The 11,870-nt window shown below is 61.0% G+C and carries 11 protein-coding genes; 5 read left to right on the top strand and 6 right to left on the bottom strand.

Annotated elements, in window-relative coordinates:
- The coding region (locus AC2FM5_RS17685; protein ID WP_496737151.1) for a hypothetical protein at positions 1-502 on the top strand (502 nt) is incomplete at its 5' end.
- A gap of 47 nt (positions 503-549) precedes the next feature.
- The gene (locus tag AC2FM5_RS17690) at positions 550-1,638 is read left to right on the top strand and encodes a helix-turn-helix domain-containing protein (RefSeq protein ID WP_437438574.1); all 1,089 of its coding nucleotides are present in this window, start codon (positions 550-552) and stop codon (positions 1,636-1,638) included.
- Here the strand turns inward: AC2FM5_RS17690 and AC2FM5_RS17695 are convergent.
- Positions 1,611-2,501, bottom strand: a complete 891-nt coding sequence (locus AC2FM5_RS17695) for a LysR family transcriptional regulator (protein ID WP_496737153.1) — start codon at positions 2,499-2,501, stop codon at positions 1,611-1,613. The two genes, AC2FM5_RS17690 and AC2FM5_RS17695, sit on opposite strands and share 28 nt — an antisense overlap.
- 106 nt (positions 2,502-2,607) lie before the next feature.
- Between AC2FM5_RS17695 and AC2FM5_RS17700 the strand changes: the two genes are divergently transcribed.
- Positions 2,608-3,486: a phytanoyl-CoA dioxygenase family protein gene (locus tag AC2FM5_RS17700; RefSeq protein ID WP_496737155.1), complete on the top strand. Its 879-nt coding sequence runs from the start codon at positions 2,608-2,610 to the stop codon at positions 3,484-3,486.
- 37 nt (positions 3,487-3,523) lie between these two features.
- Here the strand turns inward: AC2FM5_RS17700 and AC2FM5_RS17705 are convergent, their stop codons facing one another.
- A complete protein-coding gene (locus tag AC2FM5_RS17705; protein WP_170367380.1) occupies positions 3,524-4,828 on the bottom strand; it encodes a UDP-glucose dehydrogenase family protein in 1,305 nt (434 codons plus the stop codon).
- A gap of 161 nt (positions 4,829-4,989) precedes the next feature.
- On the opposite strand from AC2FM5_RS17705, the gene gmd reads away from it, so the two are divergent.
- Together gmd and fcl are read left to right on the top strand one after the other, a co-directional pair.
- Positions 4,990-6,114 (top strand): GDP-mannose 4,6-dehydratase, encoded by a 1,125-nt coding sequence (gene gmd, locus AC2FM5_RS17710; protein ID WP_496737157.1) that lies wholly within the window; start codon positions 4,990-4,992, stop codon positions 6,112-6,114.
- A 10-nt stretch (positions 6,115-6,124) separates the two neighbouring features.
- Complete coding sequence (gene fcl, locus AC2FM5_RS17715; RefSeq protein WP_496737159.1) at positions 6,125-7,102, top strand: GDP-L-fucose synthase; 978 nt, start codon at positions 6,125-6,127, stop codon at positions 7,100-7,102.
- 33 nt (positions 7,103-7,135) lie between these two features.
- Here fcl and AC2FM5_RS17720 read toward each other — a convergent pair whose 3' ends face one another.
- The 4 genes from AC2FM5_RS17720 to AC2FM5_RS17735 all read right to left on the bottom strand — a co-directional run.
- Complete coding sequence (locus AC2FM5_RS17720) at positions 7,136-8,212, bottom strand: DUF2793 domain-containing protein (RefSeq protein WP_496737161.1); 1,077 nt, start codon at positions 8,210-8,212, stop codon at positions 7,136-7,138.
- 255 nt (positions 8,213-8,467) lie between these two features.
- Positions 8,468-9,904: a mannose-1-phosphate guanylyltransferase/mannose-6-phosphate isomerase gene (locus tag AC2FM5_RS17725; protein ID WP_496737163.1), complete on the bottom strand. Its 1,437-nt coding sequence runs from the start codon at positions 9,902-9,904 to the stop codon at positions 8,468-8,470.
- Between the two features lie 72 nt (positions 9,905-9,976).
- The gene (gene galU / locus AC2FM5_RS17730) at positions 9,977-10,870 is read right to left on the bottom strand and encodes a UTP--glucose-1-phosphate uridylyltransferase GalU (protein ID WP_093963131.1); all 894 of its coding nucleotides are present in this window, start codon (positions 10,868-10,870) and stop codon (positions 9,977-9,979) included.
- Between the two features lie 218 nt (positions 10,871-11,088).
- The coding region (locus AC2FM5_RS17735) for an oligopeptide/dipeptide ABC transporter ATP-binding protein (RefSeq protein ID WP_496737165.1) at positions 11,089-11,870 on the bottom strand (782 nt) is incomplete at its 5' end.

The following is an 11,870-nucleotide window of genomic DNA, read 5'->3' on the forward strand; positions in this document are numbered from 1 at the left end:
GTTGGGCGTCGCGGCTGCCGCGGCCGTGTTGGCCGTATCTCTGACCATTTGGCTGACCCGCTCACAGCCGATGGGATGGGCAGAACAGGCGGCCTTATACCAGTCGCTTTACACGGCGGATTCGATTGCAACGCTGGAATACCCGCCGGCGCTAGTCGACGCCCAGATCTCATTGGCCGAAGAGAAACTGGGCCGCCCGCTGAACCGGGATTCGCTTGAAGGTTTGCCGGGGCTGGAACTGAAGGCCGCGCAGGTTTTGTCCTTCAAGGGCAAACCATTGGTTCAGATCGTTTTTGCCGACGCTGATGGCAATCCCTTTGCGCTGTGCGTGATCCGCCAGGGCGATGGCGCGCCGAATTCAGAGTTGAAGCAGGAAGTCCTGAGCGGGCTTGCAACGGCCCGGTGGGCGCGCGACGGATACGGATACATGCTGTTGGGGAACCGGCCGGACAACGATTTGACCGTGCAGCTGGATTACCTGGCCCAGACATTCGCCGGCTGAGCCGCCTTGCGCGAAACCTCTTGTGAACCGGTGCGATTGGCCGAACAATGCATGGTATGACGACCAAGGCCACGAACCCGGGCCCGGACGAGGACGATGTCCTGGACGGGCCGCGCAGTATCTATGACGTCGATCCGCCGGACGACGAAGAGCTTTGGTTTCTGCCGCCCGAAGATGCAGCGGCGCCCGAGGACATGTTGCCGCCGGGTCCGCGTGCCGATCGGGGCGCTTTGTTCGACCCGCGGGACTGGCGCGCAGCTCAGGCAGAAGTGGCGCAGGGCTTGGCGGATCTGACCTTGACCTTCGGGTCCTTGGACGAGCGGTTGCGCAGTGGTCCAAAGGGATGGACCCACCGGCTGGCCCTGATGGACGTATCCGACCTGGGGTGGTGGACCGGTGACCGGATCAGTGTTGATCGGCTTGCCCTGTGGACCGGATTGCGTATCGGAGCCACCGGGGACGATGTGCAAGCATTGTTTCGGGCGGGTTGGGCGGTTCGGCGACTGACTTCGGGCGCAGGGCCGTCGGACGGCGGCTGGCAATCGGGACTGGCCGCCTTTCTGGACCGGATGGCTCAGGGGATAGACGAAGTCCCAGAGGCGGTCGCGGACTTGGCCGAAGTGATGGATAGCGCACAAGCCCTGCACCCTGTCACGCAGTCGGCCATTGCCTTTCACGCGTGGCGCGCGCTGTCGCAAGGAATGGGACAGGATACCGAAGCAGCGGTGATCGCTGCGCGGCATGCGGCCACGATGGGTCGGGGCGGGGCACTGTTCATGCCGCTGGCACTGTCGGGCCCCGGGGCGCTGCGCGGCATCGGCACACCAGAGGAAAAACTCAACGCTTGGGTTCGTGGGGCAGGGCAGGCGGCCTTGGCCGCGCTGCTGCATCTGGATCGCGTCAGCGCGTGGGAGGCCCGGGCACGCGAGGCCACCAAGGGTCTCAGCGGGCGGACGCCGCCGGTCCTGATCGATGTGCTGACCGCATGGCCCATGGTATCTGCGCCATTGGCCGAGGAGTTGACGCAGGCATCGCGTGCAGCCGTGCAGCGCAATCTCGACAAGTTCACCGAACGTGGGTTGATCCGCGAAGTGACCGGGCAGGGCCGTTATCGGGTTTGGGCTGCCGCGCTGTAGTCCAACAACCATTCACGGAACGCGCGCGCGGGTGGCCGCAATGTGGCCCGTGATGGGTAGATCAGGTGGTAGGCATCCCGTCCCGGCACGGCCACCTCGGGCAGACACGGCACCAGGCCCGAGATCCGCATGATCCGGTCAGACGCGGGCGCGCGGGCCAGGGCGATCCCGACCCCTTGCGCGGATAGCTCGGCCGCCATCACTGAATTGTCCGCGAAGAAATACTTAGCCTGCCCGGTCGGCAGCCGCAGGGCTTCGAACACGTGCGGCCAACTGGCCCTGTGGGTCGAAACCTCGATCAGCGGAAACCGGGCCAGATCCAGCGGAGTGCTGATCTGGTCGGCAATGTCCGGTGGCGCCACGGGAAAAAGGGTCTCGGTCAACAGCATGTCACCTTCAGCCCCGAACAGCGTCGGGTTGCCGAACACGATCTGCAGGTCGGTAAAACGATTGGCGAAGTCGGCCATCCGGTTCCCGGTCGTCAGGGACAGGTTGATCTGAGGATGGGATTTTTGGAACTGGGTCAGGCCCGCCGCAAGCACCCCTTGCGCGAACAACAACACGGATTGGACATACAGCCGTTGGTCCCGGGTCTGGCCGAACAGGCCGGTAGTGGCTGAGTCCAGCATCACCAGCGATTGCTGCACGACCGGCAGGTACGCCCGCCCGGCCTCGGTCAAAGTGACGGCATGGGCATGGCGATGAAACAGCGGCGTGCCCAGACGAGTTTCCAGCGCCTTGACCTGTTGGCTGACAGCGGCGGCCGACATGTTTAGCTGGGCGGCAGCACGGGCAAAGCTTTCGGTGCGGGCCGCGGCCTCGAAAACGCGCAGCCAGTTGAGAGAGGGGATGCGGGTCGACATGGCAATCAGGCTAAGCTGAACTTGTCCTGACAGGCAAGGCTTTGCGTTCTCGTCGCAAGACCGGTTCGGCTAGGCTGTGCGTGAACCGATCCGAAAAGGTGCACCCATGCCCGACATCCAAGACCTGGCCCGGCACAAACTGACCCCATCGCAAGCAGCGCAATACTGGGAAGACGGCTTCCTGTTTCCGCTGGATATTCTGTCTGCTGACGAGGCCGCGCAGGTGCGCTCGGAACTCGAGCAGATTGAACGCGACTGGATGGCCGCCGATCTGCCTCTGCCGCTGAATACCTACAAGCGCGTGAACTCACACCTCGTCATGCCTCTGGCGGCGCGACTGGCCATGGATCCGCGTATACTGGATGCCGTCGAAGGCGTCTTGGGTCCGGACATCATGATCTGGTCGGCCGAGTTTTTCATCAAAGAACCGCGCACCGTCCAGACAGTTGGCATGCATCAGGACCTGACCTATTGGGGGATGGGCGAGACCCCGGATCAGGTTACGGCCTGGCTGGCACTGTCGCCGGCAACCGTGGAAAGCGGCTGCATGGATTTTGTCCGGGGCAGCCACAAGAACCCAATACTTCCGCACAATGATACCTATTCCGAGACCAACCTGCTGTCGCGCGGGCAGGAGATTGCGGTCGAAGTGGCCGAGGAAGACAAAACCCATATCGAACTGGCGCCCGGGCAGATGTCACTGCACCACGGGCTGACCATTCATGGCTCGGGTCCGAACCGGTCGGACGATCGGCGTATCGGGATGGCCATCCGCTATATCAGCCCGAATGCGAAGCAGTTGGTGGCGGACCGCGACTACGCGATGGTCGCGCGCGGAGAGGACCGGCAGGGAAACTTCATCCATGTCGATCCGCCCGCCACCCTGTTTTCCGACGAGTCGCTTGTCCTGTACGAACAGGTGCGCCGCGATCTGGGCAAGGCGCTGGCAGCTGGGGCCAAGGCCACCGTTCCGCTCTATGATTGAGCCGGGTTCGAAACCCAAAGGCCAGGGGATTGGACGCCTAGCGCCCAACCCCGACATAGGTTTCGAAACCAGATTTCTTGACCTTGTCGCGTGAATAGATGTTCCGCAGGTCGACCATGCGTGGAGATTTCATCTCAGCGGCCATCTGCGTCAGGTTCAGCGCGCGGAACTCGTTCCATTCGGTCAACAGCACCACTGCGTCCGCGTCCTTGGCAGCGGCATACGGGTCTTCGACCCACTCTACACCCGGCAGCAGAGCCTCACCCTCGGATCGGCCCTGAGGGTCGACCACGCGAACTTTGGCGCCGCCACCGATCAGGGCGGGCACGATGGTCAGTGATGGAGCGTCGCGCATGTCGTCGGTGTTGGGTTTGAAAGTCACCCCAAGAACCGCCACGGTCTTGCCGTTGAAACTGTCGTCGCAAGCTTCGCGGATCTTTTCGATCATGCGTTTTTTGACCTCGTCATTCACGCGCATGACGGTTTCGGTGATCTGCATTGGAAAGGCATGTTCCTGTCCGATCCGCGCAAGCGCCGCGGTGTCCTTGGGAAAGCATGATCCGCCGTAACCGGGGCCGGCATGCAGGAACTTGTTTCCGATGCGCCCATCCAAGCCGATGCCGCGCGCCACTTCCTTGACGTCGCCACCGACCCGCTCGCACAGGCCAGCGATTTCGTTGATGAATGTGATCTTGGTGGCGAGAAAGGCATTTGCCGCATATTTGATCATTTCGGCGCTTTCCAGATCCGTCGTCAGGATCGGAAAATCGCGCAGGTAAAGTGGGCGGTAGATTTCGGCCATCACCTCGGCGGCGCGGTCGTTCTCGACCCCTACAACGACGCGGTCCGGACGCATGAAATCGTCGATCGCAGCGCCTTCGCGCAGGAATTCCGGGTTCGAGGCGACATCAAAGTCTGCCTTGGGGTTTGCCGCCGCGACAACTTCCTGAACCTTGCGGTTGGTCCCGACCGGAACCGTGGATTTTGTCACCACCACGGTGTAGCCATCCATGGCATGGGCGATTTCCTCGGCCGCTGCCATCACATAGGTCAGATCCGCATGGCCGTCGCCGCGGCGGGTTGGTGTCCCGACGGCGATAAAGACGGCATCCGCGCCCTTCACCGCATTCGCCAGATCGGTGGTAAAGCTCAGCCGGCCGGCGGCCACGTTCTTGGCCATCAGAACATCCAGCCCCGGTTCGTAGATTGGAACTTTTCCGTCCTGCAGCATCTGGATCTTAGCTTCGGCCTTGTCGACGCAAATGACGTCATGACCGAAATCCGAGAAGCACACACCCGACACCAGACCCACATATCCGGTGCCGATCATCGCAATACGCATTATTCAAATTCCCTTGTTACCAATGCCACCTCGGGCGGCCACACATTCGGAGAAACTTCCGCCGGTTTCAATGCCTGACAGTGGCCTCGGGTTGCATTCCATGACATCTTGCTGTTTTTGGGGCGACAAATGGGCGTCCATGAAACTGGTGGAACAAACTGATGACCAAAAAAGCGCTGATCACCGGAATTACCGGACAGGACGGGTCTTACCTGGCCGAATTTCTGTTGGCAAAGGGCTATGAGGTTCACGGGATCAAGCGTCGGGCATCCTCGTTCAACACCCAGCGGATCGACCACATCTATCAGGACCCCCACGAGCCTGATCCGAAGCTGCGGCTGCATTACGGCGATCTGAGCGATACCTCGAACCTGACCCGCATCATTCAGGAGGTTCAGCCCGACGAAGTCTACAATCTGGGCGCCCAATCTCACGTGGCCGTCAGCTTCGAGTCGCCGGAATATACCGCGGATGTCGATGCCATCGGCACCCTGCGCCTGCTTGAGGCGATCCGGTTCCTGGGACTTGAAAACAAGACCCGGTTCTATCAGGCGTCCACGTCGGAACTCTACGGGCTGGTCCAGGAAACTCCGCAGCGCGAAACGACTCCGTTCTATCCCCGCTCGCCCTACGCGGTGGCCAAGCTGTATTCGTATTGGATCACGGTCAATTACCGCGAGGCGTACGGGATGTATGCCTGCAACGGAATCCTGTTCAATCACGAAAGCCCGCGCCGCGGCGAAACCTTTGTCACCCGCAAGATCACGCGTGGTCTGGCCAACATCGCCCAGGGCTTGGAGAAGTGCCTTTACATGGGGAATATCGACAGTCTGCGCGATTGGGGCCATGCCAAGGACTACGTGCGGATGCAGTGGATGATGCTGCAGCAGGACAAGCCCGAGGATTTTGTTATTGCCACCGGCAAGCAGTATTCCGTGCGCCAATTCATCGAATGGTCGTCGGCCGAGCTTGGGCTTACCTTGGAGTTTTCGGGCAGCGGTGTGAACGAGGTCGCAACGGTGACGGCGATTGAAGGCGACAACGCCCCAGCGCTGAAACCCGGCGACGTGATCATGCGGATCGACCCGCAGTATTTCCGACCCGCCGAGGTGGACACTCTGCTGGGTGACCCGTCGAACGCCAAGGCCAAATTGGGTTGGGAGCCGGAGCTGACCGTGCAGGAAATGTGCGCAGAGATGGTTCTGGAAGACCTCAAAACCGCCAAGCGACACGCCTTGTTGAAAGAGCACGGGTTCGAATTGCCGGTCAGCCTGGAAAACGGCTGAGGAGGCAGAAATGCGCAAGATCTACATCGCCGGACATCGTGGCATGGTGGGTGGAGCAATCCTGCGTCAGCTCAAGGCGCGCCAGGCTGATGGTGAGGCGCTTGAACTGGTGACCCGAACCCATTCCGAATTGGATCTGACCGATCAGGCGGCCGTCCGCGCCTTCATGCAGGCCGAGCGGCCAGACGTCGTGATCCTGGCCGCTGCCAAGGTGGGGGGGATTCACGCCAACAACACGTATCCTGCAGATTTCATTTACGAAAATCTGATGATCGAGTGCAACGTGATCCATCAGGCTTTTGCGGCCGGCGTACGGCGTCTTTTGCAGCTGGGCAGTTCCTGCATCTACCCGCGTGAAGCAGCGCAGCCGATGCGCGAAGACGCGTTGCTGACGGGTGTTTTGGAGCCGACGAACGAACCCTATGCGGTCGCCAAGATCGCCGGAATCAAGCTGTGCGAAAGCTACAACCGCCAGCACGGGGTCGACTACCGGTCGGTCATGCCGACCAACCTGTATGGGCCGGGCGACAATTTCCACCCTGACAACAGCCATGTTCTGCCAGCACTGATCCGCCGCTTCCACGAAGCCAAACGCGACGGGCTGGACGAGGTGGTGATCTGGGGAACTGGCAAGCCGCGGCGTGAGTTCCTGCATGTCGATGACATGGCCGAGGCATCGCTGTTCGTAATGGATTTGCCGCAGGACGTGTATCAGGCGAATACGCAACCCATGCTGAGCCACATAAACGTGGGCTGCGGGCAGGACGTTTCAATTGCCGAGCTGGCCTCACTGATAGCCAAAATCACCGGATATACCGGCCGGATCACGCAGGACACCACCAAGCCAGATGGTACGATGCGCAAGCTGATGGACGTTTCCCGGTTGGCCAAGATGGGCTGGAAGGCACGCATAGGCCTCGAAGATGGTATCCGCGAGACCTATGACTGGTTCCTTGATCAATCGGCCGACGACCTGCGGGCCAAATAGGCACCCGGCCCAAAGACCGGGTGCGTTCGCTGATCAGAACCAGCGGCCGATGGCTGCGACTGTCGGGCTGATCGTGGCCGGATCGGACACCGCCGACAGAACTTGCCACGCTACCTGCGTTTCGGTCGGCAAATCGAAGCTGATTAACCGTCCCAGTGCATTACCGCTGCCGCTTAGGGTTGGAGTACTGCCCAGAGCAAAAGGCGCGGGGAAAATCCAAGTATTCTGGGCGCTTGCAAACAGTAGCCCCATGCCGGCAGTACAGGCCACCGCACTCGCCGCGAGGGTGCAGATCTGGGTTCCGTCCGCGAAACGAACGAATTCGCCGTTTGCATTTGCGCCGCGTTCGATCACCGCGCCGGTCGGGGTCCCGCCAGACTGCGTCACCTGACCCAAGAGGTTACCCGGTCCATATCCGTAGTCGGCTCGCATCAGCCGTCCGGGTGTTACATCTTCAGGGTTGGCTTGAACGGCCGCGCCACTGATCGTTCCCGATGTGGCATCCACGCGCACCGCCTCGGTCCAAGAGCCGCCGTCCGGTGAAACCTTGATGGAAAAATCGGTACTGCCCGCAAGGCCCATCTCGGCGTGGCCGGTCCAGTTGGACTGAAACAGGAGGGAGGCGGTGTCAGTCGCGCTAGCTTTGTTGACCTTCAACTGGTGGCCGCTCCCGTCATGGCTCAGCAATGTGGCGGGACTCCGAACCGAAAGGCGGTTGGTCGGATCGTATCCGGTTGCGACCCCGACCCCGACAAGGTTCGCAGTATTGAGCGGAGGATCGATCCATCCGCCGTTGTCCCAGACCTTGAGCGCGGCGCCGGCTTGGTCCCAAACACGCCATCCGTTTGCCGGCGTGACAAAGACCCAAGCATTGTCCAGCCAAGCCGCGAGTTGCCCAGGCTTCCCCGCCCAGGCGCCTGTCGGGCTGGCCCCCAATCCGTAGATGGCACCTTGATCTGGTGCCGCAGGTGGAATGGTTTCATCCAGAGCCACAACACTCAGCTGCACGATCAGGTCCAGCTGCCGCAGCGCTTCGTTGTGGGTGACGTGTTTTTGCGCCTGTGAGGGTTGCAGAAACGGCAGATTCAAACGGGGGGTGATTTGGGACACGGGCGGGATCCTCCTTGGGCCATCGATTCACGGAATTCGCTGCGCGCCACCCTGCCGCGGATGGGATGAATCCCCGCTTTCACGTGCGAACGGCACAAAAAGGATTTGGTTACTTGTGGATTTCCAAATACGAAACAAAGCCGCCCTTTTGGGGCGGCTGTGGATATTTTTTGTATGGAGGTCGGCCAGCTGATTCTGTCCTGTACGCCCAAAGAGTGAACCGTTGGCGACCGGAGCCGCGGTGTTCAGCCAGAATCAGCTACGGGCGTAGACATCCTCGTACCGGATAATATCGTCTTCTCCGAGGTAGGCGCCGGTCTGGACCTCGATCAGGACCATAGGCACCTTGCCGGGGTTTTCCATCCGGTGAACCGCGCCAAGGGGGATGTAGACAGACTGGTTTTCGCTGACTAGACGAACCTCGTCATCGATCGTGACCTTGGCGGTACCTTCTACGACGATCCAATGCTCGGACCTGTGGTGGTGGGATTGCAGGCTCAGGGCCGCGCCGGGGTTTACGTGAATCCGTTTGACCTGGAATCGTTCGCCCACAACCAGGCTCTCGAACCAGCCCCAAGGGCGATGGTCGACCGGCAGAGCTTCGGCCTGCGGTGCCCCTTTGGCCTTCAGGGCGGCCACGGCCTGTTTGACGTCCTGTGCCTTGTCCATGCTGGCCACCAGAACGGCATCCGGCATGGCCACAGCGATCATGTTCTCGAGCCCCATGGCCACGACTTCTTGAGAGGCAGACTCGGACCGGATCAACACGTTGTTGCAGTCGATCGTCGTCACCTCACCGGTGGTCGCAACGCCGTTTTCGTCGGGGCTGCTCAGCTCCTGGACGGCCGACCAGCTGCCGACATCCGACCAGCCGGCGACATAGGGAACAACGCTCAGGTTTTTGGCCCGCTCCATGACCGCGTAGTCGATCGAAATGTCTTCGACTTTCCCCCAGGCCAATGCGTCCAGTCGCAGAAAGCCAAGATCGGCCTTCGCGTCCTCGACGGCAGTCTGCACCGGCGGCAACAGGTTGGGTGCATGATCCTGGAATGCAGCGATGATGTCGCGCACCGCAAACAGGAAAATGCCGGAATTCCACAGGTAACTGCCATCGGAGATCATGGCCTTGGCCGGATCCAGATCGGGCTTTTCAACGAAATGGTCCAATGCGACCGCAGCACCTGTCGCGTCGGGCGCAGCGCTGAGCTTCAGATATCCATATCCGGTTTCTGGCCGGTCCGGAGTGATCCCGAACGTCACCAGTTGGCGGTCCCTCTCGATGGCGGTCACACCTTGCGAAACCGCCGCGTGGAACGCGGATTTGTCGGGAACGACGTGATCGGACGGCGCCACCAGCATCAAAGCATCCGGGTCTACCTTCGACAGATAAAGCGCGGCCGCCAAGACCGCCGGAGCCGTGTTGCGGCCCTCAGGCTCAATGAGGATCGGACCGGGGTCGACACCAATGGCGGTAAGCTGCTCGGTGACGATGAAGCGGAACGATTCATTCGTGAGTATCAGGGGCTTGGCGTACGGCGCGTCCTTGGGCCCTCGCATCCGGTCCGCACAGTCCTGCAACAGGCTGCTGTTGCCGACCAGCGGCACGAACTGTTTGGGATAGCTTTTTCGGGACAGCGGCCAAAGCCGGGTTCCGGAGCCGCCGCACAGAATGACAGGATAGATGGTGGTCATGACGAATGGGCTTTTCGGCTGGTTTTCTGACGTTTTATCGCAGTCATCACAGGATGGGTGAAGGACCGCCGCTTATTGGGCAGCCCGACCTGTGGCAACAATATCATTCAGATAGGCGCTCAGGTCGTCGCGCAGGTCATTCCGGGCCAGGGCAAAGGCCACGGTGGCCTGCAGGAAGCCCGCTTTTGATCCGCAGTCGAAGCGTTGACCATCAAAGCGGTATCCGAAAACCGGGACACCGTTGCCGATGTCTTCGGCGATGGCATCGGTCAGCTGGATTTCCCCGCCGCTGCCTTTCTTCATCTGATTGAGGTTGTACAGCACCGATGGCCCCAAAATGTATCGACCGATCACCGCCATGTTCGACGGTGCCTCGTCGGCCTTGGGCTTTTCGACCATGCCGCGGGCTCGGATCACCTTGCCGGAACTGTCGGCGGCGTCCAGTATCCCGTACGAGCTGGTTTTTTCGGGTGCGACCTCCATCGCGGCGACCATGTTGCCGCCGGTTTCCTCATAAGCCTCGACCATCTGCTGCAGGCAGGGTTTGTCGGCCGCAATAACGTCGTCCGGCAGCATGACCGCAAAGGGTTCATCGCCGATCAGACGGCGGGCGCACCAGACTGCGTGTCCCAGCCCCAGAGCCTTGTGTTGGCGGATATAGGCGATAGCACCGCTTTCCATGTTGGTATTCTCGAGAACCTCCAGCAAATCATCCTTGCCTTTGGCCTTCAGCTCCTGCTCCAGCACGAGATTGTGGTCGAAATAGTCTTCGAGCGCCGATTTCCCGCGTGATGTGACGAAGATGAACTCGGTAATACCCGCAGCGCGGGCTTCGTCGATGGCATATTGAACGAGAGGCCGGTCAACCAGCGTCATGATTTCCTTCGGAACGGATTTCGTTGCCGGAAGAAACCGGGTGCCCAATCCTGCGACAGGGAAAATCGCCTTGGTGACCTTGCGTGACATGTGACCTCTCAAATTCAAAAACTTAGCCGGCGGACGTGGTGCATCCGGGGCTTCCTCTTAGGCTGCGAAACCGGATCAATCAATGATGCCCGAAAAAACAGGCCGAAAACGACCGAAGGGTGCCATTTGGTCATGGCAAAGTCAAAACACCCAGTTCCAATAACTCTGCCCTAACGGGCAAGGACCCCGAAGCCGGTTGTCCGGCTTCGGGGACAGGATCAAGCGTTTGCCATGATCGCTTCCAGCGGATCATGCTCGGCCACGAAGTGCCCAGGCGCAATCTCGCTGAGCGCGGGAACATAGTCGGTCTGACCCGCCGCCAGACGGCTGGGCAGGAACCGCAGCGCCGCCTTGGGGTCCATGGGCGAGGGCAGTTCGCCGGGCAGTTTCAGCCGCTGGCGGCTGCGCTCGACATCCGGGTCCGGGATCGGAACCGCCGAGATCAGCGACTGCGTATACGGATGAACCGGGTTCGCGCAGATCACCTCGCCATCGCCCAGTTCGACGATGCGGCCGAGATACAGAACCATGATCCGGTTCGACACCGCGCGCACTACCGACAGGTCGTGGCTGATGAAGATCATCGACAGGCCGAACTCCTGCTGCAGTTCCTTCAGCAGCTGCACGATCTGCGCCTGAATCGACACGTCCAGCGCCGAGACCGCCTCGTCGCAGATGATCAGCTTGGGCTTGTTGATCATCGCCCGGGCGATGCCCACCCGCTGGTTCTGACCGCCCGACAGCTCGTGCGGGTAGCGGTTGATCATGTTGGCGTTCAGGCCGACCCGTTCCATCATCTCGGCGACCATCTGCTTGCGCTCGCGTTCGGTCAGGTCGGGGCGATAGGTCTTCAGCGGTTCCGCGATCGAGGCGGAGATCGTCATCCGCGGGTCCAGGCTGGCCAGCGGGTCCTGGAACACGATCTGCAGGTCCTTGCGGTACTTGTTCAGCTCGGCCCGTTTCAGCCCGACGATCGGATGACCCAGCCAGCTGACATTCC

The sequence above is a fragment of the Ruegeria sp. BHSA162 genome (assembly GCF_059613385.1).

Excerpts from the sequence above, each read along its gene's own strand:
- AC2FM5_RS17690 (WP_437438574.1), top strand. The coding sequence starts at position 550 with ATGCATGGTATGACGACCAAGGCCACGAACCCGGGCCCGGACGAGGAC.
- AC2FM5_RS17695 (WP_496737153.1), bottom strand. The coding sequence starts at position 2,501 with ATGTCGACCCGCATCCCCTCTCTCAACTGGCTGCGCGTTTTCGAGGCC.
- AC2FM5_RS17700 (WP_496737155.1), top strand. The coding sequence starts at position 2,608 with ATGCCCGACATCCAAGACCTGGCCCGGCACAAACTGACCCCATCGCAA.
- AC2FM5_RS17705 (WP_170367380.1), bottom strand. The coding sequence starts at position 4,828 with ATGCGTATTGCGATGATCGGCACCGGATATGTGGGTCTGGTGTCGGGT.
- gmd (WP_496737157.1), top strand. The coding sequence starts at position 4,990 with ATGACCAAAAAAGCGCTGATCACCGGAATTACCGGACAGGACGGGTCT.
- fcl (WP_496737159.1), top strand. The coding sequence starts at position 6,125 with ATGCGCAAGATCTACATCGCCGGACATCGTGGCATGGTGGGTGGAGCA.
- AC2FM5_RS17725 (WP_496737163.1), bottom strand. The coding sequence starts at position 9,904 with ATGACCACCATCTATCCTGTCATTCTGTGCGGCGGCTCCGGAACCCGG.
- galU (WP_093963131.1), bottom strand. The coding sequence starts at position 10,870 with ATGTCACGCAAGGTCACCAAGGCGATTTTCCCTGTCGCAGGATTGGGC.